Here is a 24,983-nt window from a genome sequence, read left to right as displayed (position 1 = left end):
CTCACCTGCCGCAGTCGGGCGGTGAACCGCGCTCGGGCCCCAGCCGGCTCCACTCCTCGGCGATCGTCCCCCGGTCGAACACGCCGCACAGCACCTCCGCCGCGCGCTCCTCGGACAGCTGCCAGACCCTGGTGGTGCCGTCCGCGCTCGCGCTGGCGACCCGCTCGCCGCCGCCGTCGAAGGCGACGTCGTTCAGCTCGTCGTCGTGCCGGTCCAGCCGCGCGAGCAGCCGCCTGCCGGCGACGTCCCACAGCCTCAGCACGGTGTCCTGGCTCGCGGTGGCCAGCGTGCGGCCGTCCGGGCTGAACGCGACCCGCCGCACGGTCGCGTCGTGCCCGGTGATCTCGCCGGCCCGGGCGCCGTCGCGGACCCGCCACAGCCGCACCACCCGGTCCGAGCCGCCGCTGGCCAGCAGCTCGCCGTCCGGGCTGAACTCCACGTCGACCGCGAGCCCGTCGTGGCCGGGCAGGGTGGTCAGCTCCGCGCCGGGGTCGGCCAGGTTCCACAGCCCCACCCTGCCCGCCGACAGGGTCAGGGCCAGCGTGCGGCTGTCGGGGCTGAACGCGATCCCGGTGACGAAGTTCCGGTCCACCTCGTTGCCCTGCGGGTTGCGCGGCTCCGCGCGGGTGGGGCGGCGGGTGGCCACGCCGAGGTCGGCGGCGTCGAGCAGCAGCAGCTCGTCGCGGTCCTCGCCGTGGTCGGCCTCGGCGGGCGTGCGGCCGGCGACCGCGATGGTCCCGCCGTCCGGGCTGAACGCCACCGAGGTGAACTCGGTGCCGGGCCGGGAGAAGCGGCGCGCCTCGGCCCCGGTGGCGGTCGTCCACACCACCACCTCGCCGCCGATGTCGACGGTCGCGAACTCCGACCCGTCGGGGCTGAACGCCACGTCGTGGACCTCCGCGGCGTGCCCGGCGGTCTGCCGGACCACGTCACCGGTGGTGCTGTCCCACAACCCCACCGAGCCGTTGGCGCCGACCGCGGCCAGCAGGTCGCCGCCGGGCTGGAACGCGGCGCCGGTGATCGCGCCGGCCCGCGAGCCGAGCGCCGAGCGGCCGTAGGACCACAGCGTCACCGCGCCGTCGGAGTCGGAGGTCAGCAGGGTGTGGCCGTCGCCGGTGACCGCGACGCCGAAGGTGGTCACCGACCCGACCGGGAGCCGCGCCAGCACCTCGCCGCTGTCGGGGTCCCAGCCGTAGACGCTGTTGCCCACCACGCCGGCGACCAGCGAGCGGCCGTCCGGGGAGAACGCCAGCGAGGCGATCCCGAGGTCCGAGGTGCTCAGCACGCGCCGCTCGGTCCACGACGAGGTGTCCCACAGCCGCACCTGCGAGTCCATCGCCCCCGAGGCCAGGACGCCCCCCGAGGGGTGGAACGACAGCGAGTTCACCTCCGCGGTGTGGCCTTCGAGGGTCGCCACCCGCGCGCCGTCGGACACCCGGTGCACGGCCACGCCGTCGCCGTCGGCCAGCGCGATCAGCGCGCCGTCCGGGCTGAAGACCATCCGGATCGACGCGGCCGCCGGGAAGACCGCCCGCTCGGCCAGCGTCCCGGTGTCCCACACGACGACGCCCCGGCCGGTGTAGGCGGCGAACGCGCGGCCGTCGGGCGTCAGGGCGATGTCGGCCGCGTCGTCCGGCACGGTGAACAGCCGCTCGCGGCCTGCCACGTCCCACAGCTCGGCCTTGCGGGTGGTGACGTTCGCGGTGGCGAGCAGCCCGCCGTCGGCGCTCATCGCGACCGTGCGGTACCAGCCGCCGTCCTCGTCGAGCAGGGCCAGCTCGCGGCGCTCGGGCACGTCCCACAGCCGCAGCGACCCGTCCCGGCCGCCCGTGGCGGCGACCGCGCCGTCGCCGCTGACCGCGAGCCCGGACACCGCGCCGACGTGACCGGTCAGCCGGCCCCGGTAGGAGTCGACCCGCGCGCCGAGCAGCGCGCTGCGCCCCTCCACGGTGTCCCCGGCGTGCCACGCGCCGAGCGCGGCCAGCGCCGCGCGCCTCGGGTCCACGTCCCGGGCCAGCGCGGACTCGGCGGCGAGCTGGCGCGAGAGGTTCTGCCGCTGCTGGCTCTCCGCCACGTCCCGCTGCGCTCGGGCGGTCTGCCGGGACCGGGTCGCCACGACGCCCGCCACCGAGGCGACCACCAGCAGCGCGCTCAGCGCCGCCACCATGCCGCGCAGCCGGGTGGCGCGCCGGCGCTCGGTGAGCCGGCCCGCCTGCTCGGCGGCCGTGGAGCGGGCCAGGAACTCCTGCTCCTCCGGTCGCAGCCGGACCCGGTCGCGGGACTGCTCCAGCCACCCGGTCAGCGCGGTCAGCCGCACGCCCCGGTACAGGTCGTCGTCGTGCCGCCCGGACTCGGCCCAGGCTCGCACCGCGTCGGTGAAGCGGCGGTGCTGCACCAGGCCCGCGCGGTCCTCCTCGATCCAGTCCCGCAGCCGGGGCCACGCGGTCAGCAGCGCCTCGTGGCTCAGCCGCGCGCCGGTGCCGTCGACGGTGACCAGCCGCGCCGCGATCAGCTGGTCGAGCACGTGCCGGTGCGCGGCCAGCTCGTGGGGGTCGACCCGCCGCCGCACCACCGCGCCGTCGTCGAGCACCGCCACCAGGCGCAGCAGCACGCGGCGCAGCTCCTGCCGCTGCCCGGGGTCGAGCCGGGCGTGGATCTCCTCGGCGGTGCGCGCCACCGCGCCGTCGATGCCGCCGGCGCGGCGGTAGGCGGCCAGCGTCAGCACCGGGCCCTGCCGGTGGTGCCAGGACTCGCGCAGCGCGTGCGCCAGCCGGGGCAGCGCGCCGGGGTCGTAGCCGATGTCGCCGCGCACGCCCAGGTCGGCGATCATCCGCTCGGGCAGGCCGGGTTCGACGTCCACGCCGAAGTCCCGCGCCGGGGTCACGATCGCCTGCCGCAGTTCGGTGGCGTCCATCGGGCCCAGCAGCACGGGCGAGGCCAGGGCGGGTCGCAGCGGCGCCAGCTCGATGCACCGGTCCACCAGGTCCGCCCGCACCGCCAGCACCACCAGGGCGGGCTTGGCGTTGGCCAGGGCGGTGGCGAACGCCAGCCGGTCGGCCTCCGGCGCGCCGTGCGTGAACAGCTCCTCCAGCTGGTCGACCACGATCACCGGCCGTTCGGCGGTCGTGGTGCGCCCGCACAGCTCGCCGAACGAGGCGGGTTCCTCACGCAGCAGCCGCGCCCACTCGGCGGGCACGACCGAGGTGTGCGGTCCGATCGCGCGGGCCAGGTTGGCGATCGGGTCGGCGCCCGGCGTCAGCACCACCTGCGGCCAGTCCCGGTCGCCGTCGAGCGCGAGCGCGGGCAGCACCCCGGCCCGCAGCACCGAGGACTTGCCCGACCCGGACGCGCCCACCAGCACCACCGGCTCGCCGCCGCCGACCTGCTCGGCCAGCCGCACCAGCAGGTCGGTGACCACGTGGTCGCGCCCGTGGAACAGCTCGGCGTCGGCCCGCTCGAACCCGCTCAGGCCGGGGTAGGGCGCGGTGGGCGCCGCCTCCCGGCGCAGGACCCTGGTCGGCGGTTTCCGCGCGCCCGCGCGCAGGACCGCCCGCACCAGCCTGCCCTGGTCGCGCTCGACGTCGGGTCCGGGCAGCGTCGGCCGCGCGGCGCGTGCCGTCGCGCCCGCGTAGGCCGCCTCGCGGGCCGCGGTCATCAGCTCGCCCGACGACCCGAAGCGCCGGGCCGGGTCCTTGGCCAACCCGCGCAGCACCACCGCGTCCAGCCCGGGTGTGACGGTCGGGTTGAACACCGACGGCGCGGGCGGCGGCTGGAGCAGGTGGGCGGCGACCTTGGCCGCCGGGTCCGCGGCGGGGTGCGGCAGGCGGCCGGTCAGGCACTCGAACAGCACGCAGGCCAACGAGTACTGGTCCGACCGGCCGTCCACCGGGGCCGCGGACAGGCGTTCGGGCGCCATGTAGTCCCACGAGCCGATCAGGTCGCCGGAGCGGGTCAGCGCGGTCGCCTCGGGCGAGGTCTCGCGGGCGATGCCGAAGTCGGCCAGGTAGGCGTGCCAGGTCTGGGTGAGGAGGACGTTGGAGGGCTTGACGTCGCGGTGCACCAGGCCGCGCTCGTGCGCGGCGTCCAGCGCGAGCGCGACCTGTCCCAGGACGTCCAGCGCCCGGTCGCGGTCCACGGAGCCCGCGCCGAGCGCCCGCCGCAGGTCGGTGCCCTCGACGAGCGCCATGTCCAGGAACAGCGTGCCGTCGATCTCGCCGGAGTCGTGCACGGGCACGACGTTCGGGTGGTCCAGCGAGGCGGCGAGGCGGGCCTCGCGCTGGAACCTCGCGCGGTACTCCGGGTCGGTGGTCGACGGCGACAGCCGCTTCAGCGCCACCAGGCGGTCGTTGGCGGTGTCGTGGGCGCGGTGCACCACGCCCATGCCGCCCTGGCCCAGCAGTTCCAGCACCCGGTACGGCCCGAAGTCGGGTAATTCGGCCTGCGACCCCATGACGTCCCCTCGTCCAGCCAGGCGGCCACCCTACTGCCGCCGTCGAGGTGGTCGGCGGCCTGCCGGGTGACGGGAAGGGCCCGCCGCGCGGAACGCGGCGGGCCCCGTCAGGCGCTGAGCGCGGTTCAGATGCCGCAGGAGGGCGCGGACCAGAAGCGGCTGCCGCGGTGGTCGAGGTGGGTGTGGTCGTTGTGGCCGGGGTAGCCCGGACCGAGGATGCCGTTGAAGCCGTGGTTGCGGGCCTGCTGCGCGAGGCGGCACAGGGAGTGCGGGCCCGAGCCCAGGTCGACCCCGTCGCCGTACAGGTGCCGGGAGTCGGACGCGCCGCCCACCGCGTTGTTGCACGCCACGCTGCGGAAGCCGCTGGTGACCCGGAGCGGCTGGTCGCCCAGCGCGTGCCGCATGGCCTGGAGCTTCCACATCGACACCAGCGCGTTGAACCGGGCCGTGGCCGCCGACACCCGGCCGCCCGACCAGTCCGAGTTGCAGTTGTTCAGCTCGGCGTAGGTGAAGTTGATCGGGGTGCAGTCGTCGTCCTGGAGGGCGTAGAGGCGCGAGTAGGTCGCGTTGCCCGCCACGCCGTCCGCGCCCAGGCCGTAGGCCTGCTGGAAGCGGATCAGCGCCGACCTCGTCGCGGGGCCGAACTGGCCGTCGAGACCGAGCACCGCGCCGCTGCCGGGGTAGCCGGCCAGGCGGATCTGCAACTGCCGGACGTCCTCACCGGACGCGCCCTGTGAGAGGGTTCGGTTCCACGTGTAGCAGCCGTCGGCTTGCGCGGTGCCGCCGCCGACCACGAGCACGGCGGCCACCAGCGCCAACGAGGCGAGGTAGGACAGGAGTCGGGGCACAGGGTCCTCCAGACCGTTCGGGTGCAGGAGACCTGGAGCCTGGCGGAAGTGGAAAACTTACGTCAATCTGTCTGGGATGTCCGAAGTTTTCACACATGGAGAACAGTTTGTGAACGAAGGGATCGCCCGTCGGCGCGCGGCGGGCCGGTGACGCCGCGGCGCCACCGGGTCACGCGGGCACGCTCCACGCGGGGGAGACGTCGTTGAAACCCGCCCAGTGGCGCACGTCGAAACCGGTCGGCCCGGTGCGCCCGCCCAGCACGACACCCCTGCCGCGCACGGCGGCCACGGTCTCGGCCGCCTGCCGGTCCAGCAACGCGTCGATCTCGGCGTCGCGCAGGCCGTCGATCTCCTCCCAGAAGGTCAGCACCCGGTTCACGTACAGCGCCACCAGGTGGTCCCGGGCCGCCTCGAACCGGCCGCGCGCCACCGCCGCCACCGCGTCGGCCAGCACGTGCGGCCAGTCCTCGGTGGTCACCCGCAGCCCCCACGGCGCGACGCCCGCCGACGCCGCCGACGGGAACAGCCGCCGCACGTCGCCCCGGTGCGCCTCCAGGTAGCGCGCCACCGACTCCGACACCCGCGACACCACCGCCGGGTCCTGCGGCGCCGCCGCGCCGTCCACCGCGGCCCGCGCCCTCGGCGCCACGGGGCCCGGCGCGCGCACCGCGTCGGTCCGCAGCACGACGTGGAACAGCGAGTCCAGCACCTGCTGCGGCAACCGCAGGATCTTCGGGAACGGCGAGTTGTGCAGCTTGCGCCCCAGCGGCACCTCCACCACGCGCATGTGCTCGCGCAGCGCGTTGGCGGTCAGCCACACGTCGATGCCGTACAGGTACGCGCTGTCCGGCCGCGGCCAGGTGCGCGCCCGTTCCAGGAACGCCCGGTTGAACGCGAACTCGCCGCCGATGGGCTGCTGCACGTGCACCCCGAACACGGCCGCGAGCAGCGGGCTGGCCAGGTGGTTGGTGGTGTTGGCCTCGAACCGGTTGCGGCGGTAGGCGGGCACGGCGAGCGTCGGCTCGTCGGAGTCCACGGCGTCGGCCAGCGCCGAGATCCACCCGGGTTCGGTGGACCGCACGTCCGCGTCGAGCAGGAGCAGCCGGTCCGCGCCGAGGTCGAGCGCCCGGTCCGCGATCGCGAACACGTTCGTGCCCTTGCCGGTGCCCTCGCCGCCGGAGCTGGCCACCACCTTCCGGCTCCGCAGCGGCGCCTCGGTGAAGCGCCGCACCGTGTCGTCGGTGCTGCCGTTCTCGGCCAGCACCACCACGTTCGCGCCGCCCGGGAAAGCGAGGTGCAGGCCGGCGTCGGCGGCCAGGGCCACCGCGCCGACCGTGCGCGCCTCGTCGCGGGCCGGGATCCCGACGACGGTGACTCCACTCCGATTCGCCATAGGAGCGAATGCTTGGTGCCCCGCGTTACGGCGACACGGCATCGAGGTAACAGATGCCCGGACACAGGTGTGCGATCCGGTCCGAACTGGTCCCCGTCGTGCCAAACCCCCTTTCCGGGTGACAGCCGGGGGCGGTCGCGCGACCGCCGGGTGACGCGCGGGCGAACGACCGGGTCGGGAGGGGGCGCGTCGGCCGGTGCGGTGACCGGCCGGCGCGAGGTGGACCCGACGCCGTTGTCGGGTGCAGGTGGTCGGAAGGCCGCCGTTCGACGTGGTCGTGGTTCGGGGGAGTCGTCCGGCGGGCCGTTGCTCAGCGTGGTCTCGCCCGCGGTCCGGTGCGGGCCAGCGGCCGGCCGCCGTGCCCGCGCGTGCGCACCACAGGCGCGTGCGCGGGGATCGGCAGCGGTTGCGACTCCTGCTGCTGCCGGGGCACCTGCGCGTCGAACCGCGCCGGCTCGTAGGGCTCCGGGGCCCGCTCCGCCGCGGTGGTCCGCCGGGGCGGCCCGCCGCGGTCGGCCAGGCGCTCCGGCGGGGCCAGGTGCTGGGGCCCGCCACCACCCGGCCCGCTCGCGGCCACCCGGTTCTGCCGCCACAGCTCCGTGGACAGCTTGATCATCGCCGTGGGCGCGTCCAGGCCCACCATCCCGACCAGGCGGCCGTCCTGGACGAAACCGGTGATGGTCCGGTGGTCCTTCTGGGACCCGGCCAGCGTCGTGGTGTCCTTGCCCAGCGCCGGGATGCCCGAACCCTGGATCCGCATCCCGTACTGCTCGGTCCAGAACCGGGGCACCGGGGCGAACGGCCGCGAGTTCTCCCTGCCCGCCAACAGGTTCTCCGCGGCCGCCCGCCCCATCTCCACCGCGTTGAGCCAGTGCTCGACCCGACGCGGTTGCCCTCCGAACCGGAGGTTAGGCCACCGCGCGACGTCACCCGCGGCCACGACGTCGGTCGCGCCGACCACGTGGCACGTGGGGTCGCACAGCACCCCGTCCTCCAGCACCAGACCCGACCCGCGCAGCCAGTGGACCGACGGCGAGGCGCCCACCGCGATCACCACGACCGCGGCGAAGAACACCTGCCCGTCGGACAGGTGGATCGCCACCCCGCCCGCCTGGCGCACCCAGTGCCGGATCTTGACGCCCATCGCCATCCGCACGCCGCGCGCCCGGTGCGCGGCCGTGACGGTCTCGGCGATGTTCTTGCCGACCGCGCTGCCCAGCAGCGTGGACGACCGGCTCACGATGGCCACGTCACGCCCCATCGACTTCACCGACGCGGCCATCTCGCACCCGATCAGCCCGCCGCCGATGACCACGACCAGCCCCTGCGTCGAGTTGATCGCCCGCTTGATCGCGATCGCGTCGTCCACGGTGCGCAGCACGTGGATGCGCGCGTCCTGCCGCGGCGCGCCCGCGAGGTGCCGCGGCTCGACGCCGGTCGCGATGACCAGCCCGTCGTACTTCAGCTCCTCGCCGCCGGGCAGGCCGACCACGCGCCGGTCGGGCTCCAGGTGCGTGGCGCACGTCCCCAGCCGCCAGACCGCGTTCAGCTCGCGGCTGATGGTCAACCGCAGGTCCGTCGCCGTCAGCTCGCCGTTGATGGCCTCCTTGGACAGCGCGGGCCGGTGGTAGGGCAGGTGCCGCTCCGCGCTCACGATCACGATCTCGCCGCGGAAACCCAGCTCCCGCAACCGCTCGCCCGCGCGCAGGCCGGCCAGGCCGCCGCCCGCGATGACCACGCGTTCCTCGTTCTTCACCGCACACGCTCCCGCAGCTCGATCGCGCGCATCGGGCACGCGCGGGCGGCGGCCCGAGCCTTGGCGAACTGCTCGGGCGGCGGCCTGCGCTCGTAGCGCAGGCGCTCGTCGTCGACCAGCTGGAACAGCCCCGGCGCCTCGGCCTGGCAGATGCCGTAGCGGTGGCAGCGCTCGTTGTCGACGCTGATGTCGAGCGCGCTGCCGCCCGCGCCGTCCGGCTCGGGCTCGAAACCGCGCTCCGGCTCCAGCATCCCCAGCTTCACCAGCACGTCCGGCGGCAGGAAGCGGGCGGTGGCGATGGTCGCCGTGGGGATCAGGACGGTGAGGCCGGCCAGCCAGAGCACCGAGAGGGTGCCGTTGGCGATCGCGCCGAACCAGGAGTGGACCACCCCGAGCGCGACCGCGGCGTAGGCGAGCTGGTGCCCGCGCAGCCACTTCCGGTAGTAGACCTTCTTGCGCAGGCCCGCGGTGAACGCGATGGCCAGCATCAGCTCCAGCGCCGCGATGCCCAGGGCGTGCCGCAGCAGGCCGCCGTTCGCGAAGGGCACCAGGAGCTGGAGGTGCGAGAACGCGCCGAGGCGCAACAGGGTGAACGCGAACGCGTGGAGCGAGGCGAAGGCCAGGGCCAGCGTCGCCAGCACCATGTGGCTGTTGCGCAGGCCCTGCCTACCGGTGATCTTGTTGGCCCAGCCGGTCGCGATCAGCGCGCCCCAGCACAGGGTCGCGCACATGAACACGTAGGCCAGGCGCGCCGAGACCTGCGCGACGTGGCGCACACCGGCGTCGTGGTCGCCGCCTGCCGCCTGGGCGACCAGCAGCGGAACCTGGGAGAGCACGGGGCTTTACCTCCGAGATGGCGGGAGAGAACTCGCAGGCGGTCGGGGCTGCGGACCCGCCCGGCCCACCGTGCAGGAGTGGTCACGGCGGCCGGGCGGGTCGAGGGGTTCGGGAGATCTCCGAGAGGGGTTCGAGCTGTGGTGTCGGTCCGTCCGGCCACCACCTCCTTTCACCTGACGTCGCCGCGGGGCCGCAGCAGGCGCAGGACTCCGATGGTCACCACCACGCCCACCAGGCAGATGAGGAGCACGGCGAGGGGACCGGGCTCGTTCGCGGGCGCCACCCGGGCGGCGCGCACCGGGTCCGCGGCGACCGCCGCCTGGTCGACCTGGTTCACCGCGCCCGCGGCCACCGGTTTGGACAGGCCCATGTCGGAGACCACGTTGGTGCTCTCCAGCAGCGTCATGTGCTTGAGCACGATCTGGTTGCAGACCTGGGCGAACTGCCGGATGGCCTCGTTGCGGGTGTTCGCCCGCACCGTGCCGATGACCGGGAAGATCGAGCCGTGGGCGGCGCGCAGGCGGTTGGCGAACGAGTCGTCGAACGCGGCGCCGGTGCGCGAGCGCATCTCCGCCATCCACGACTGCTGGTCGGCGTTGGCCTCGGCGGGCAGCTCAACGCCCATCTGGGACGCCAGCCGCACCACCCGCTCGTCGAGGAACTCGTGGTCGCTCGCCAGCTGCTGCCCGACCTCCTTGACGCGCCTGCTGGCCGCGCGGGTCTGCGCCTCCTCGCCCATCGGCATCTCCCACAGGCCCGCCAACCGCACCTTGACCAGCAGGTCCTGGTCGAGCGCGGTGATCGGGCCGAGCGGGGTCTGCTGCACCGGGCCGGCGTCCGCCGGGTCGTCGGCGTGCGCGACACCGGTCGACACGGGCAGGAACAGCAGGTGCAGGGCCAGCGCGATCGCCGTGAAACGCTTGGCTGACATGGGTCTTCTCGTCCTGGTCGCCGTCGTGGTCGTGGTCGTCTAGTAACCGTCGCCGGTGCGGGCCCCGGGATCGGCCTCCACGTCGCCGGTCGCGCCCTCGGTCGCGTCATCGGTCGTGCCGGTCGTGCCGCCGGCCGCGGCGCCGTCGTTCGCCTGCGCCTTCTTGCCCTCCGGCGTCACCGCGAACCACGTGCCGTTCTTGCCCTGACCGGTCAGGTCGCCCGCCTCCTTGTCGCCCGCGTACCGGTAGAGGGGCCAACCCGCGAGCGTGACCTGCTTCCGGCCGTCGGCCCGGTTCACCGAACCGACCAGCGTCGGATCCACCCCCGAGGTCATGGTGTGCTCCCCGACCAGCACCGGGGGCCACATCTCCAGGCACGCCGCGTCGCAATTGGACTTCGGCGGTTTCGCGGTGTCCTTGTCGAAGCGGTACAGGGCGAAGCCGCCCGCGTCCGCCACGAACCACCCGACCTGCCTGGACTCGGTCGCCAACAGCAGCTGGTGCGGCTCCTTGCTGAATTCCGGGTTCTGCTGGAGAGTCGTCGTGCCGGAGTTGGCGCCGGCCGCCCCGTCCTGGCTGCCCGCGGTGCCGGTGCCGGTCGTGCCACAGGCGCTGACCAGCACCAGTGCCGCGGCCGCCGGAACCAGCAGCAACGCTTTTCGGGTGCGTCGACTGCGCATCGTTGGTCCTTTCTCCTGCTGGCGGGATCCGCCGGAAGGACCAGGGACCGGGTGGTCGGGTCCTGGCCGTTGGGGCGGATACCGAGAAGTACGGACACGATGCGGTGACGGTTCACGAACAAATCAACCACTTTTTTTGCGGCCAAACCCTCGACGCGGAACCACTCGGCGCGCTTGGATGCACGGCGTGGCGCGGCACAGACGCAGCACTTCCCCCCAAAGAGAACGCACCTGGCCGGACGTGAGCCCGGAAGACGAGCTGATCCGCAGGCTCTACCAGGAGTTCGGCAGCGCGCTGCTCGGACATGCCATGAGACTGACCGGCAGCGACCGGCAGTGGGCAGAGGACATCGTCCAGGAGACGCTCGTGCGGGCGTGGCGGAACGCCGAGAAGCTGGAGCGGGACCCGGTCCTGCTGCGCTCCTGGCTGTTCACCGTCGCCCGGCGACTGGTCATCGACGACCGTCGCAAGCGGAGCGCGAGACCGCAGGAGTCGGAGTTGACGCCGTCGGACGAAGCCCCGGTGCGGGACGAAGCCGACCGCACCCTGGCGGCGATAGTCGTGGCCGAAGCGATGAACGGACTGACCGAGGAACACCGGGAGGCTATTCTTGAGACGTACTTGAGGGACCGGACCGTCGGGGAGGCCGCAGCGGTGCTCGGGGTACCGCCCGGCACGGTCAAATCCAGGGTGTACTACGCGCTCCGCGCCTTGCGGCGGGCGTTGCAGGATCGGGGCTGACTCGCGTGACATCGCCTACCAACCACATCGACGTGGCGGCATACGTCCTCGGGGTGTTGGACGAGGACGAGGTCGACGCCTTCGAGAGCCACCTGGCCCAGTGCCGCCGATGTGCGCTCGACCTGCGTGATTTCGCCCAGCTGCCCGACCTGCTCGACGAGGCGAACGCCAACGGCCTGCTGCGCGCCGGCACGGGGGAGCGGCCCGACGGCCGCTCGGTGCGCGCCATGCTGGACGACGTCTCGGACCTCCGCGCGCGCAAGCGCCGCACCACGGCACTGCTGGCCGCCGCCGCTGCCGTGCTGCTGGTCGTGCTGACCGCGGCCGTGTCGGTGTACGCGGTCGCGCCGTCCGACCAGGTGGCCAACCCCACCCCGTCGGTGCCGGCGCGGACCAACGTGGCCAAGGACGCGCCGGACGCCTCCGGCAGGCTCTCCAGGACCGACGGCGCGACCGGCGTGACCGCGGACCTGGTCGCCACCCCGCAACCGTGGGGCATGTCGCTGGAACTGGACGTCAAGGGCGCCAAGGGCCCGACGAGGTGCGAGCTGATCGCCAAGTCCAAGACCGGCGAGACCCTGGTCCTGGGCTCCTGGCTGGCCGCGTCCCCGACCCCCGACCGCGACCCGGCCCACCTCCAGGCGGCGGTGGGCCTGCGCTGGCACGAGATCACCGAGTTCGCGATCCGCGACACCAAGGACAACACCACCCTGCTCCGCCTACCCACCTCCTGACCACTCCCGAACGCAAAACCCAGGCCCCCTGAACACTCAACTCACCATCCTGAACACTCAACTCACCCGACCCGAACGTACGACTCACCCGACCTGAACGTACGACTCGCGGTGCTTGACCGGAGGACACGCCGGGGAAAGGGCTTTCCTGCGCGCGTGTCCTCCGGTCCGGCATCGCGAGTCGTCCACTCGGGCACCGCGAGTCGTACGTTCAGGTCCACCGTGTCGTACGTTCAGGTACCCCGAGTTCTGCGTTCAGGAAGCCTGGGGTCGGCATTCGCGGCGCACCAGCGTTCAAGACGGGTGGGCAGGGTGGTGGTTGGGTGGCGGGGGAGGCGTCGCACGGGTGCAGCGGGAGGTCGTGGTGGAGGTCGGTTTCATCGGGCTCGGGATCATGGGTCAGCCGATGGCCCTCAACCTGGCGCGCGCCGGGCGGCCGCTGGTGGTGTGGAACCGGTCGCCGCACCGGTGCGAGCCGCTGCGCGAGGCGGGCGCGCTGGTCGTGGACGAGGCGGCGGAGGTCTTCGAGCGGGCCGAGGTGGTCATCGTGATGCTCGCGAACGAGGCCGCGATCGACGCCGTGCTGGAACGCGGCGCCGCCGGTTTCGCCCGCAAGGTCGCCGGTCGCACGGTCGTCCACATGGGCACCACCTCGCCCGGCTTCTCCCACGCCCTCGAAGCCGACGTCCGGGCGGCGGGCGGCCACTACGTCGAGGCGCCGGTGTCCGGTTCGCGCGGTCCGGCCGAGGCGGGCGAGCTGGTCGCCATGCTGGCCGGTGAGCCCGAGGCCGTCGCGCGGGTGCGGGAGGTCGTCGGGCCGATGTGCTCGAACGTCGTCGAGTGCGGCGAGGCGCCCAAGGCCCTGCTGATGAAGCTGTCGGTGAACCTGTTCCTCATCACCATGACCACCGGCCTGGTCGAGTCGTTCCACTTCGCCGAGCGCCACGACCTCGACCTGGCCAAGCTGGTCGAGGTGCTGGACTCGGGTCCGATGTCGAGCAAGGTGTCCCGCGCCAAGACCGCCAAGCTGCTCACCGGCGACTTCGAGGCGCAGGCGGCGATCGCCGACGTGCTGATGAACAACCGCCTGATCGCCGGTGCGGCCCGCGCCGCCGACATCGCCTCGCCGCTGCTGGACGTGTGCCTGGAGCTGTTCGCCCGCACCCGGGAGCTGGGGTACGGCAAGGAGGACATGGCCGCCGTCGTCCGGGCGATCAGGGAGCGGACGGAGGCGGTGCAGGGGCGAGCGGCGGCGCCGGCGGAGCGAGCGGAGCCGGCGGAAGGGCGGGAGGGGCGGGCGCAGGGGTGAGCGGAGCTGGCAGGGGGCGGCGCCGTGCGGGTGCGGGCAGGGAGGGCGCCGGCTCGGTCAGATGCGGTGCAGGCCGGCCAGGACCCGTTCCATCAGGTCCATCCCCGGCCGGCCCTCTTCGTCGATCGGCTCGCCCTGGTGCACGGTGATCAGGCTCAGCTCGGACATGTCCGCGAGCAGCACCCGCGCCACGCCGAGCGGCAGCCGCAGCCGGGCCGCCACCTCCGCCACCGAGTGCGGGTGGCGGCACAGGTCGCTGATGGCGCGGTGCTCGGCGGTCGACGTCAGGGCGTCGCGGTCCACCCGCTCGTTGGTGGACACGATCGTTTCGATGGCCAGCGTCCGGGCGGAACGCGTGCGGCCGCCGGTCCTGGCGTACGGGCGTACCCGGAGGGTGGACACACCAGCTCCTCGAAGCGGTCGAGTTGATCTTCGTTCCCCTGTGATCAGGGTCTCTGACGGCACCCGACCATACGGTTGATCAGGCATTCTGTCTCGATTTTCCCACCAGGTGGGAGGATTTCCGCACCGTTGCGACGGTGTGTGTCCGACCGTTCTCGGGGGGTGTCTGAACCCCTCGGTAGGCATCCCATCATCGAACGGTCGCCGCGCGTTCACCCCCGGTTCGCCCGGGACGGGGGTCCCGGGCGTCGACGGGACTAACCGATGGGGGTCGGGTTCGCGATCACGTGCTCGACGCTAGGCACCGGTGGAGCGCTCCCACAACGGTTGTTGACCAAGGTTTGAGGTTCGGCCACCCGCTGGTACCGGGCGCCTACCCGTCGGCCCCGAGCTTCAGCGCCTCCTCCAGGAGGGCCTCGACGATCCGGGACTCGGGGACGGTGCGCACGACCCGACCGCGCACGAAGATCTGCCCCTTCCCGTTGCCGGAGGAGACGCCGAGGTCGGCTTCCCGGGCTTCGCCGGGCCCGTTGACCACGCAGCCCATGACGGCGACGCGGAGCGGTTCGGGGAAGCCCTCGAACGCGGCGGTGACCTGTTCGGCCAGTTCGTAGACGTCGACCTGGGCGCGCCCGCAGGAGGGGCAGGAGACGATCTCCAGCTTGCGGGGGCGCAGGCCGAGCGAGGCCAGGATCTGGTCGCCGACCTTGACCTCCTCGACGGGCGGCGCGGAGAGGGAGACGCGGATCGTGTCGCCGATGCCCTCCGTGAGCAGCACGCCGAAGGCGACGGAGGACTTGACGGTGCCCTGGATCAGCGGGCCCGCTTCGGTGACGCCCAGGTGCAGCGGGTAGTCGCAGGCGCGGGCCAGCCGCCGGTAGGCGGAGATCATGACCAGCGGGTCGTGGTGCTTGACGGAGATCTTGAGGTCGGTGAAGCCGTGCTCCTCGAACAGGGAGCACTCCCACAGCGCCGACTCCACCAGGGCCTCCGGGGTGGCCCCGCCGTGCTTCTCGTGGAGCCGCTGGTCCAGGGACCCCGCGTTGACGCCGATGCGGATGGGGGTGCCCGCCTCGGCGGCGGCGCGGGCGATCTCGCCGACCCGGTCGTCGAACCGGCGGATGTTGCCGGGGTTGACGCGCACGGCGGCGCAGCCGGCGTCGATGGCGGCGAAGACGTAGCGGGGCTGGAAGTGGATGTCGGCCACGACCGGGATCGGCGACTTGCGGGCGAGGGCGGGCAGGGCGTCGGCGTCGTCCTGGGAGGGCACGGCGACGCGCACGATCTCGCACCCGGCGGCGGTCAGCTCCGCGATCTGGCGCAGGGTGGCTTCCACGTCGGCGGTGGGGGTGGTGGTCATGGACTGCACGGTCACCGGCGCGTCGCCGCCGACCGCGACACCGCCGACGTCGAGCTTGCGGGACGCCCTGCGCCGCCGCGCGGGCGGTGCGAGCAGGAGGGTGGTCAACAGTGCTCCCCGAGTCGTTTGAGGACGGTGGTGGTGATGCCGGCCGCGTCGAGGCCGTGCGCGCGCAGGATCTCCTCGCGCGAGCCGTGCGGCAGGAAGCCCGCCGGCAGCGCGAAGGTGCCGACGCGGGTCCGCGCGCCCAGCACGGCCGGGGCCTGGGCCAGCCGCCCGCCGAGGGCGCCGGGCGTGGTGGTGTCCTCGACGGCCAGCACGAACCGGTGCCCGGCGGCGAGCTCGACCAGGTCCGGGTCCAGCGGCGCGGTCCAGCGGGGGTCGACCACGGTGACCGGCACGCCGTGCCCGGCCAGCTCCTCGGCGGCGGCCAGGCACGGTCCGGCCATCGGGCCGACCGCGATGACCAGGACCACCGCGTCGGGCTCCTCGCGCAGCACGTCGTAGCGGCCGGCCCGCCGCAGCGCCGGGATGTCCGCCGACGCCGGGGCCTTGGGGTAGCGGACGGCGGTGGGCCCGTCCTCCACGGCGACGGCCTCGCGCAGCAGTTCCCGCAGCGAGGCGCAGTCCCGGGGCGCGGCCAGGCGCAGGCCGGGCACGACGGGCAGCACGGAGGCGTCCCACATGCCGTGGTGGCTGGGCCCGTCGGGACCGGTGATCCCGGCGCGGTCGAGCACGAACGTCACGGGCAGCCGGTGCAGGGCCACGTCCAGCAGCACCTGGTCGAACGCGCGGGACAGGAAGGTGGAGTAGACGGCGACGACCGGGTGCATCCCGGCCAGCGCCAGGCCCGCCGCCGAGGTGACCGCGTGCTGCTCGGCGATGCCCACGTCGAACAGGCGGTCGGGGAACAGGGAGGCGAAGGCGTCCAGCCCGGTGGGGCCCTGCATGGCGGCGGTCAGGCACACCACGTCGTCCCGCTGCCCGCCGATGCGGGCGATCTCCTCGCCGAACACGTCGGTCCACGTGGCGCCGCCGCCCGAGCCGGTCGGCGACACCGCGTGCAGGCGGTCGGCCGGGTCCTGCTCGGCGGGCGGGTGGCCCTTGCCCTTGCGCGTCGCGCAGTGCACCACCACCGGCCGCCCCATCTCGGCGGCGTCGACCAGCGCGCGCTCCACCGCGACCACGTCGTGCCCGTCGACCGGGCCGACGTAGGCCAGGCCCAGCGCCTCGAACAGCGTGGGCCGCTCGCCCACGCGCAGCTCCGCCAGGTGCTCGGCCAGGCCGCCCGCGGTCGGCGCGTAGGAGCGGCCGTTGTCGTTGAGCACGACCACCACCGGGTGCCGGGTCGTGGCGAGGTTGTTCAGCGCCTCCCAGGCCATGCCGCCGGTGAGCGCGCCGTCGCCGACGACGGCCACCACGCGCCGCGTCGAGCCGCGCAGCCGCAGGCCCTTGGCGAGCCCGTCGGCGTAGGACAGGGCGGTGGAGGCGTGGGAGTTCTCGATGACGTCGTGGGGCGATTCGGCGGCGGAGGGGTAGCCGGACAGCCCGCCGGCGCGGCGCAGCCCGGCGAACGCGTCGGCGCGGCCGGTGAGGACCTTGTGGGCGTAGGCCTGGTGGCCCGTGTCGAACAGCAGCACGTCGTGGGGCGAGTCGAAGACCCGGTGGAGCGCGATGGTCAGCTCCACCACGCCGAGGCTGGGCCCGAGGTGCCCGCCGGTCCGCGTCACCCGGTCCACCAGGAACCAGCGGATCTCGTCCGCCAGCGCCGGCAGGTCGGCGGACGGCAGGGCCCGGACGTCGCCCGGCCCGGCGATGGCGTCCAGCAGGGTCACCGCGACCTCACCGCCACCGGCAGGGTGAACTGGATGGTCTCGCGCACGGTCTCGCGCACCTGCACGTCCCACGCGCCCAGCGCCTCGATCACCTCGTCCACCAGGCGCGGCGGCGCGGACGCGCCGGCGCTCAGGCCGACCACCCGCACGCCCTCCATCCACTCCAGCCGGAGGTCGGTCACGTCGTCGACCAGGTGCGCGGGCGTGCCCATCCGGCGCGCCACCTCGACCATGCGCACCGAGTTGGAGGAGTTCGCCGACCCGACGACCAGCACCATGTCGGCCTCGCCGGCGATCTCCCGCACGGCCTCCTGCCGGTTGGTGGTGGCGTAGCAGATGTCGGCCGACGCGGGGCCCTTGAGCGCGGGGAACCTCGCCCGCAGCGCGTCCAGCACCTCGGCCGTCTCGTCGACCGCCAGCGTGGTCTGGGTCAGGTAGGACACCCGCTCGGGGTCCGGCACCTCCAGGGCCTCGACGTCCGCGACGCTCTCCACCAGCACGATCCGCTCGGGGGCCTCGCCGACCGTGCCCTCGACCTCCTCGTGGCCCTCGTGCCCGATCAGCACCACGGTGTCGCCCCGGGCGACGAACCGCTTGGCCTCGGCGTGCACCTTGGTCACCAGCGGGCAGGTCGCGTCGATCACCTCCAGGCCCCGGCGGGCGGCGTCCTCGCGCACGGCCGGTGACACGCCGTGGGCGGAGAAGACCACGGTGGCGCCGTCGGGCACGGCGTCCAGCTCGTCGACGAACACCGCGCCGCGCCCCTCCAGCTCGGCCACCACGTGGGTGTTGTGCACGATCTGCTTGCGCACGTGGATGGGTCCGCCGCGCTGGTCGAGCAGGCGGTCGACGATGTCGATGGCCCGCTCCACCCCGGCGCAGAACGACCGGGGCGACGCGAGCAGCACAACGGGAAGGACCATGCGGGCGGCTCCTCGTCCAGTGGGCGCGGGTGGGTCGGTGCGGTGGGGGCGCGGGTCAGTGGTCGCGGCGCGTGGCCAGGCGCGCCACGGCGTCCAGCTCCCGCGCCGCCGACTCGGTCGGCTCCGCCGCCCGCAGGTGGACCCGGGCCCGCGCCAGCAGGTCGTCGGCCCGGCCCTGGCTCCACGCCCGCGCGCCGGACACCTCGATGAGGTCGGCCGCCCGCGCCAGGTCGGTCCCCGACAGCTGCCGGTCCGAGTGGTACAGCACCTCCAGCTCGCGCGCGGCGGGCGTGCCCGAGGTCAGCGCCGCCACCACGGGCAGGGACTTCTTGCGGTTGCCCAGGTCCGAGTACACCGGCTTGCCGGTCACCGCGGGGTCGCCCCAGATGCCGAGCAGGTCGTCCACGAACTGGAAGGCCAGCCCCATCCGCTCGCCGAACGACCGCAGGTGCTCCACCTGGTCGGGTCGCCCGCCGCCGAGCAGGGCGCCGAGCGCGCACGCCGCGCCGAGCAGCGAACCGGTCTTGCACTCGGCCATGCGCACGCACTCGGCCAGCCGCACGTCGCCGCGCTCCTCGAACGCCAGGTCGGCGCTCTGCCCGTCCAGCAGCTGCTGCACGGCGGCCGACAGCACCCGGATCGCCTGCTGCGCCGCCGGGTGCCCGCTGCCCGCGAGCACGTCCAGGGCGAGGGTGAGCAGGGAGTCGCCGGCCAGGACGGCCGGGTTGACGCCGAAGACGCTCCAGGCGGTGGGCCGGTGCCGGCGGGTGGTGTCGCCGTCCATGACGTCGTCGTGCAGCAGGGAGAAGTTGTGGACCAGCTCCACCGCCACGGCCGCGGGCAGCGCCTGTTCGACCGAGCCGCCGACGGCCCGGGAGCCCAGCAGGGCCAGGGCGGGGCGGATGGCCTTGCCCGCGTCCGTGCGGGTGGGCCTGCCCTGCTCGTCCGACCACCCGAAGTGGTAGCCCGCGATCACCCGCATCGACTCCGGCAACCGCTCCACCGCGGCCCGCAGCGCCGGGTCCACGCCGGCACGGCTCCAGCTCAGCACCTCGCGCGCGGACCGGTGCGCGGGGCTCACGTCCAGGTCGGTCATCGCCACAGCTCCTGTTCGGGGGATGCGCCCGCGACGCGGGCGGGAGATCCGGCAGCCGGGCGCGGGGGCCCGGCTGCCGTCGAGCCGGCGGGACTACGCCCTGCCGATCTCCACGTTCTCCAGGACGCCCAACGCGTCCGGCACCAGCACGGCCACCGAGTAGTACGCGCTGACCAGGTAGGACACGATCGCCTTCTCATTGACGCCCATGAACCGGGCGTTGATCCCCGGCTGCACCTCGTCGGGGATGCCGGGCTGGTGCAGGCCGACCACGCCGTTGTCCTGCTCGCCGACGCGCATGGCGATCATCGAGGTGGCGCCGCGGTCGGTGATCGGGATCTTGTTCGAGGGGAACAGCGGGACGCCGCGCCAGGTCAGCACCTGCGTGCCCTCGACGTTGGTCGTGCCCGGGTACAGGCCGCGCTTGCTCACCTCGCGCCCGAACGCCGCGATGGCGCGCGGGTGGGCCAGCACGAACCCGGTCTTGCGCCGCCGGGACAGCAGCTCGTCCAGGTCGTCCGGGGTCGGCGGGCCGGTGCGGGTGTGGATGCGCTGCTTGAGGTCGGCGTTGTGCAGCAGCCCGATGCGCCGGTTGTTGATCATCTCGTACTCCTGGCGCTCGCGCAGCGCCTCGATGGTCAACCGCAACTGCTGCTCGGTCTGGTTCATCGGGTGGTTGTAGAGGTCCGCCACGCGCGTGTGGACGCGCAGCACGGTCTGCGCGACCTCCAGCTCGTACTCCCGCGGCGACAGCTCGTAGTCCACGAACGTCGCCGGCAGGTCCGGCTCGCCGTCGTGGCCCGAGGCGATCTCGATGTCCGCCTCGCCGTGCTTGTTCTGCGGCTTGCCGTCGGCGCGGATCAGCGAGTCGACGTGCGCGCGCAGGGCGTCGGCCCGGCCGTTGAGCCGCTGGACCACCTCCCACCGCAGCACCAGCGCGATGACCGGGGTGACCGCCTTGAAGGTGTGCTGCCAGGACGCCTCCACGCCGGTCAGCGCCTCGGAGCCGAAGTGCTCGCCGTCGGCCATGGTGTCGAGCACGGTCTGGTCGCCGTACTCGCCGCGGCCGATCTTCTGGACCTTGCCGTGGGCGACGAGGAAGACCTCGTCGGCCCGGCCGCCGGACTCGACCAGCAGGTCGCCGGGCTGGTACTCGCGCTGCTCGAACCGCTCGGCCAGCGCGACGAGCACCTCGTCGTCGGGGAGGTCGCGCAGCACGGGCAGCTCCCGCAGCTCCTGCGGGATGACGCGGATGTCGGCGCCGGTGCTGATGAAGGTCACCCGCCCGTCGCCGACGGCGTAGGTGAGGCGGCGGTTCACCCGGTAGGTGCCCGCCTGGGTGGTCACCCAGGGCAGTTTCCGCAGCAGCCAGCGGGGCGAGATGCCCTGCATCTGGGGCGTGGACTTGGTGGTGCTCGCCAGGTTCCGCGCGGCCGCGGTGCCGAGGCTCTGCCGCTGGTGCTCGGCTTCCTCGGGGGTGAGGCCGGGGTCGGTCACGGTCACGTCAGGTGTCCGATCTGGTCGTGGGGACTAGTCTTCGCGGCCGATCTGGACGTGCTCCAGCACGCCCACGGCGTCCGGGACGAGGATCGCGGTGGAGTAGTAGGCGCTGACGAGGTAGGAGATGATCGCCTTCTCGCTGATGCCCATGAACCGCACGTTCAGCCCCGGCTGGTACTCGTCGGGCAGCCCGGTCTGGTGCAGGCCGATGACGCCCTGGTTCTGCTCGCCGGCGCGCAGGAGCAGGATCGAGCTGGTGCGGGTCTCGCTGACCGCGATCTTGTTGCAGGGCAGGACGGGCACACCGCGCCACGCGGGCACGTGGTGGCCGTTGAAGTCGATCGTGTCCGGGTAGATGCCGCGCTTGTTGCACTCCCGCCCGAACGCGGCGATCACCCGCGGGTGGGCCAGGAACGCGGTCGGCTCCTTCCACACCGTGGACAGCAGCTCGTCCAGGTCGTCCGGGGTGGGCGGGCCGCTGCGGGTGTGGATGCGCTGCTTGAGGTCGGCGCTGTGCAGCAGGCCGAAGTCGCGGTTGTTCACCATCTCGTACTCCTGGCGCTCGCGCAGCGCCTCGATGGTGAGCCGCAACTGCTGCTCGACCTGGTCCATCGGGTGGTTGTAGAGGTCGGCGACGCGGCTGTGCACCCGCAGCACGGTCTGCGCGACGCTCAGCTCCAGCTCGCGCGGCGCCAGCTCGTAGTCGACGTAGGTGCCGGGCAGGTCGGGTTCGCCGTCGTGGCCCGAGGCGATCTCGATCTCGGCCTCGCCGTGCTGGTTGGCCCGGCCGGCCGAGCCCGCGAAGGCGCGCTGGATGTGGGCGCGCAGGCCCCCGGCCTCGCCGTTGAGCCGCTCGAACACCTCCCAGGGCAGGACGAGCAGGATGACCGGCGTGACGGCCTTGATGGTGAAGTCCCACTCGCCCCGGGGCCCGGCGAGCACCTGGTCGCCGAAGTAGTCGCCGTCGGCCAGCACGCCGAGCACGGTCTCCGAGCCGTACTCGCCCTGCCCGATCTTGTCGACCCGGCCGTGCGCGATGAGGTGGACGGCGTCCTGCGGGCGACCGCGCTCCACGATCACGTCGCCGGGCTGGTACTCCCGCTGCTCGAAGCGGGTGGAGAGGGCGGCCAGCGCCTCGACGTCGTCGTAGTCGCGCAGCAGCGGCAGCTCGGTCAGCTCCTGCGGCACGACCGAGACGTTCGCGCCGATGTTGGTGAACGTCAGGCGACCGTCGCCGATGGCGTAGCTGAGCCTGCGGTTGACCCGGAAGGCGCCGCCCTTCGCCTCCACCCAGGGCAGCACCTTGAGCAGCCAACGCGAGGTGATGTTCTGCATCTGGGGCACGGACTTGGTGGTCGTCGCGAGGTTCCGCGCCGCAGCCCTGCTCAGGCTGAGCTGAGGTCGCTCGACCTCCACGTCCGAATCGGTCACAGACACCCGGGACACCGCCAATCGGATCTGGTTCATTGGGCCGGGTTGACGGTAGTGAGACCGAATGCGTCACGGGAAGCGGCCGATGCGGCGACCCCCTTGGGGGTCATTTCAGCGCTTTGTGTGCACTGATAGTGCAATTGGGCAGCGACACAGGTGACAACGGGTGATTCTTCGGTTTGAACAGTGTTTTATTCGCTCTTACGTGGAATGTTTACCACGTTCGTACCAGCTTTTTTCACGCGATGGTGTCATTGACAGAGGTCAGCCCCGCCTGTTTGTGCCTGTTTCGCCGATGTGCGGACAAAAAATCATCCTTGTGTGGGTACTCCTTCGCGGGGATGTGTACCCCGATTTATGCGAAAACGCTGTTCGGGTGAACCTCGGGGAAAGTGAGAAATCCTCGCCACCGTGCGGTCGGTGACCCCCGGGGAGCACCACCGGGGCGAGTGCCACCGGTGTTCACGGCGAAACCGCGCCACCCGTTGACGGGTGACGCGGCTCCGGTCGTGGCGCGGCGGGGCGGGGAGGGGCGCCCCGGCCGCGATCAGGTGGAGTGCGGGCAGGTGTCCCGGTACTCCTCGATCTGCGTGCTGCGACCCGGCGCCGGGCACAGGAACTGCTCGTAGCGGGTGTCGTTGTCGATGAACCGCTTGAGCCAGGCGATGCTGTACTTGGCGATGGTGGTGTTGGACGTGTTCGGCGCGAAGTGGCTCGCGCCGTTCAGCTCCAGGTACGCCTTGTCCAGCGTGGAGGGCAGGGACGAGTAGAACGGCTCGGAGTGCGACGAGACCGGCGCGACCGAGTCGTTCTCGGCGCCGATGACGAGGGTCGGCGTGCGCACGCCGCTCCACGACTTGTCGGTGTGCCAGCCGGTCAGCGGGATCGCGGCCTGGAGGGCGGGCCGCTGCTCGGCGGCGCGCAGGGTGCCGCCGCCGCCCATCGAGTGGCCCATGACGCCCAGCCGGGAGGTGTCGATCCGGCTGCGCACCGAGCTGCGCTCGGTCAGGTAGTCCAGCGCCGCCAGCAGCTGGCTCGCCCGGCTGTCCGGCTGGTCGAGGGTGGTGTTGGTGTCGATGGTGAACACCACGAAGCCCTGCGAGGCCAGGCGCGGGCCGAGCCAGCCGATGCTCGACTGCGTCCCGGTGAAGCCGGGGGAGATGGCGACCGCGCCGTACGTGCCCTCGGAGGTGCTCGTCGGGTAGTAGATGGTGCCGCCGCCGAAGCCCGTCACGGCCAACGAGGACACGGAGGTCTCGGAGGTGGAGAACGGACCGCGCGAGGCCTCGATGCTGGAGTTCGTCGGAGCGGGGCCGCGGCGGTACTCGGTCTCGGCGGCGGTCGCCTGGGGGGCGACCAGCGCCAGGGCCAGGGCGGGCACGAGCGCCGGGATCAGTTTGCGGAGTTGCACGTCGGTGTACACCTCGCTAAGCAGGGAACTGCGGACAGCGACGACCCTGCTCCGCCGCGTGACCGCACCGCATCGGTGCAACCACCGGTCCGCCACGAAACCTAACGCTGGTAGATAACTTCGGCCCGACCCCTTCCGCGAAACGGCCCAGGCCCGTAAAACTGGCCGCATGCTGCGCGGACGTCATCGGCAGCGCGTCGAGGTGGACGCGCTGCTCGCCAGGGCCCGTGCCGGGCGCGGTGGGGCACTGGTGCTGCGCGGCGGCCCCGGCTCGGGCAAGAGCGCGGTGCTCGCCGCCGCCCGCGAGGCCGCGGCCCGCGCGGGCGGCTTCGACGCGGTCGGCTCCGGAGCGGGTGGTCCTGGAACGGGCGGCCCTGGAGCCGCTGGTCCTGGAGCCGCTCGTCCTGGAGAGGCTGGTTCCGGTGGCCCCTGCGCGGCGCGGTCCGGCAGGGGCGCCTCAGGGGGCCCCGGTGCGGCACGGTCCGACGAGGGCGTCTCCGGAGGTCTCGGCGCGGCGCGCTCCGGCGGGTCCGCCCGGGGCGGCTCCGCCGGCTCAGGCCCGGGTGACCCCGCCCCCGGCGGGTCGGCCTCGCGCGCGGTCCTCCTGTGCGTGGACGACGCCCACCTGCTCGACGACACCACGTGGCTCACCGAGCTGGCCCGGGACGTCGCCGACGAACCGGTGGCCCTGCTCATCGCCACCGAGGGGGACACCCTCGGCCTGCCCCGGGTCCGGCTCGACCCGCTCGACCACGCCGACAGCCTCCGCGTCCTGCGCGACCTGCGCCCCGGCCTGCCCCCGGGCCTCGCCGACGCGGTCGCCGACCTCGCCCTGGGCAACCCGCTCGCCCTCGTCGAGCTGACCCGCGCGCTCACCTCCGAGCAACTCGGCGGCACCGCGCCACCGCCCGACGAGCTGCCCGAGGACAGCTCGCTGCGCGCCCGGTTCAGCGCGCGCTTCCACGACCTGTCCCCGCAGGCCCGCTACGCGACCGCGCTGCTGGTCGTGGACGACGAGGTCGACGCGGACACCCTGGCCCGGATGCCCGACCTCGACCTCGCCGCCGTCGAGCAGGCCCGCGCGCTGCTGGACGGCGGGCCGCTGGTCCGCTCGACCCTGCGCGCCGAGATCCCGCTGGCCCTGCGCTACGCCGCGCACGCCGCGCTGGCCGAGGCCCTGCCCTCCGGTCCGCGCCGCACCTGGCACGAGGCCGCCCGCGCGCCCGGCGACCGGGACGCGTTCGCCGACCGGCTGGTCGACGCCGCCCGCCGCGCCCGCCGCTGCGGCGACTACCCGGCCGCCGCCCGCGACCACCACCGCGCCGGCGAGGGCGGCGGCCAGGG

19 protein-coding genes are annotated in these 24,983 nt (G+C 73.5%); 4 read left to right on the top strand and 15 right to left on the bottom strand.

What is annotated here, in order from left to right; genetic code table 11:
* Window position 1: 1 nt before the first annotated feature.
* From ABD223_RS40525 to ABD223_RS40495, 7 genes are all read right to left on the bottom strand, one after another.
* Window positions 2-4,450: an nSTAND1 domain-containing NTPase gene (locus ABD223_RS40525; RefSeq protein ID WP_344043116.1), complete on the bottom strand. Its 4,449-nt coding sequence runs from the start codon at window positions 4,448-4,450 to the stop codon at window positions 2-4.
* A 125-nt stretch (window positions 4,451-4,575) separates the two neighbouring features.
* Window positions 4,576-5,268, bottom strand: coding sequence for a D-Ala-D-Ala carboxypeptidase family metallohydrolase (locus tag ABD223_RS40520; protein ID WP_344043174.1), 693 nt, complete (start codon window positions 5,266-5,268; stop codon window positions 4,576-4,578).
* 199 nt (window positions 5,269-5,467) lie between these two features.
* Window positions 5,468-6,691 (bottom strand): glycosyltransferase family 2 protein, encoded by a 1,224-nt coding sequence (locus tag ABD223_RS40515; protein WP_344043114.1) that lies wholly within the window; start codon window positions 6,689-6,691, stop codon window positions 5,468-5,470.
* A 310-nt stretch (window positions 6,692-7,001) separates the two neighbouring features.
* Window positions 7,002-8,447, bottom strand: a complete 1,446-nt coding sequence (locus ABD223_RS40510) for an NAD(P)/FAD-dependent oxidoreductase (RefSeq protein WP_344043112.1) — start codon at window positions 8,445-8,447, stop codon at window positions 7,002-7,004.
* Window positions 8,444-9,283: a ferredoxin gene (locus tag ABD223_RS40505; RefSeq protein WP_344043109.1), complete on the bottom strand. Its 840-nt coding sequence runs from the start codon at window positions 9,281-9,283 to the stop codon at window positions 8,444-8,446. The genes ABD223_RS40510 and ABD223_RS40505 overlap by 4 nt, the downstream gene beginning before the upstream one ends.
* Window positions 9,284-9,453: 170 nt before the next feature.
* The gene (locus tag ABD223_RS40500) at window positions 9,454-10,215 is read right to left on the bottom strand and encodes a DUF4142 domain-containing protein (RefSeq protein ID WP_344043107.1); all 762 of its coding nucleotides are present in this window, start codon (window positions 10,213-10,215) and stop codon (window positions 9,454-9,456) included.
* A gap of 39 nt (window positions 10,216-10,254) precedes the next feature.
* Window positions 10,255-10,896, bottom strand: a complete 642-nt coding sequence (locus ABD223_RS40495; protein WP_344043105.1) for a hypothetical protein — start codon at window positions 10,894-10,896, stop codon at window positions 10,255-10,257.
* A gap of 178 nt (window positions 10,897-11,074) precedes the next feature.
* Here ABD223_RS40495 and ABD223_RS40490 point away from each other — a divergent pair, with 178 nt between their 5' ends.
* The 3 genes from ABD223_RS40490 to ABD223_RS40480 all read left to right on the top strand — a co-directional run bounded on the left by ABD223_RS40490 (window position 11,075) and on the right by ABD223_RS40480 (window position 13,681).
* The gene (locus tag ABD223_RS40490; protein ID WP_344043103.1) at window positions 11,075-11,638 is read left to right on the top strand and encodes a sigma-70 family RNA polymerase sigma factor; all 564 of its coding nucleotides are present in this window, start codon (window positions 11,075-11,077) and stop codon (window positions 11,636-11,638) included.
* Window positions 11,639-11,643: 5 nt separating this feature from the next.
* Complete coding sequence (locus ABD223_RS40485; RefSeq protein WP_344043101.1) at window positions 11,644-12,372, top strand: anti-sigma factor family protein; 729 nt, start codon at window positions 11,644-11,646, stop codon at window positions 12,370-12,372.
* Between the two features lie 346 nt (window positions 12,373-12,718).
* Window positions 12,719-13,681 carry an NAD(P)-dependent oxidoreductase gene (locus tag ABD223_RS40480; protein WP_344043099.1) on the top strand — a complete coding sequence of 321 codons (963 nt, stop codon included), beginning with the start codon at window positions 12,719-12,721 and terminating at the stop codon, window positions 13,679-13,681.
* 57 nt (window positions 13,682-13,738) lie between these two features.
* Here ABD223_RS40480 and ABD223_RS40475 read toward each other — a convergent pair whose 3' ends face one another.
* The 8 genes from ABD223_RS40475 to bdeA form a co-directional block, all read right to left on the bottom strand.
* Window positions 13,739-14,083, bottom strand: a complete 345-nt coding sequence (locus ABD223_RS40475; protein WP_344043097.1) for a DUF742 domain-containing protein — start codon at window positions 14,081-14,083, stop codon at window positions 13,739-13,741.
* A 373-nt stretch (window positions 14,084-14,456) separates the two neighbouring features.
* Window positions 14,457-15,551, bottom strand: a complete 1,095-nt coding sequence (gene ispG / locus ABD223_RS40470; protein WP_344043094.1) for a flavodoxin-dependent (E)-4-hydroxy-3-methylbut-2-enyl-diphosphate synthase — start codon at window positions 15,549-15,551, stop codon at window positions 14,457-14,459.
* Window positions 15,548-17,278: a 1-deoxy-D-xylulose-5-phosphate synthase gene (locus tag ABD223_RS40465; RefSeq protein ID WP_344043092.1), complete on the bottom strand. Its 1,731-nt coding sequence runs from the start codon at window positions 17,276-17,278 to the stop codon at window positions 15,548-15,550. The genes ispG and ABD223_RS40465 overlap by 4 nt, the downstream gene beginning before the upstream one ends.
* Window positions 17,275-18,201, bottom strand: coding sequence for a 4-hydroxy-3-methylbut-2-enyl diphosphate reductase (ispH, locus tag ABD223_RS40460; RefSeq protein WP_344043090.1), 927 nt, complete (start codon window positions 18,199-18,201; stop codon window positions 17,275-17,277). The genes ABD223_RS40465 and ispH overlap by 4 nt, the downstream gene beginning before the upstream one ends.
* Before the next feature lie 55 nt (window positions 18,202-18,256).
* The gene (locus ABD223_RS40455; RefSeq protein ID WP_344043088.1) at window positions 18,257-19,297 is read right to left on the bottom strand and encodes a family 2 encapsulin nanocompartment cargo protein polyprenyl transferase; all 1,041 of its coding nucleotides are present in this window, start codon (window positions 19,295-19,297) and stop codon (window positions 18,257-18,259) included.
* Between the two features lie 93 nt (window positions 19,298-19,390).
* On the bottom strand, window positions 19,391-20,800 hold the full coding sequence (locus tag ABD223_RS40450) for a family 2B encapsulin nanocompartment shell protein (RefSeq protein ID WP_344043086.1): 1,410 nt from the start codon (window positions 20,798-20,800) through the stop codon (window positions 19,391-19,393).
* Window positions 20,801-20,827: 27 nt separating this feature from the next.
* Entirely contained in the window at window positions 20,828-22,234 is a 1,407-nt protein-coding gene (locus ABD223_RS40445) for a family 2B encapsulin nanocompartment shell protein (RefSeq protein ID WP_344043084.1), read from the bottom strand.
* A 541-nt stretch (window positions 22,235-22,775) separates the two neighbouring features.
* Entirely contained in the window at window positions 22,776-23,639 is an 864-nt protein-coding gene (gene bdeA, locus ABD223_RS40440) for a bis(hydroxyethyl) terephthalate hydrolase (RefSeq protein WP_380646624.1), read from the bottom strand.
* Window positions 23,640-23,808: 169 nt separating this feature from the next.
* On the opposite strand from bdeA, the gene ABD223_RS40435 reads away from it, so the two are divergent.
* Window positions 23,809-24,983, top strand: a 1,175-nt coding sequence (locus tag ABD223_RS40435) for an AAA family ATPase (RefSeq protein WP_344043082.1), incomplete at its 3' end; no start/stop codon positions are given.

The organism is Saccharothrix xinjiangensis, from assembly GCF_039527585.1.
GTDB classification, from domain to species: Bacteria; Actinomycetota; Actinomycetes; order Mycobacteriales; family Pseudonocardiaceae; genus Actinosynnema; species Actinosynnema xinjiangensis.
Note: the sequence above shows the minus strand (reverse complement) of the source record. Positions and strands in the feature narration are given on the sequence as shown.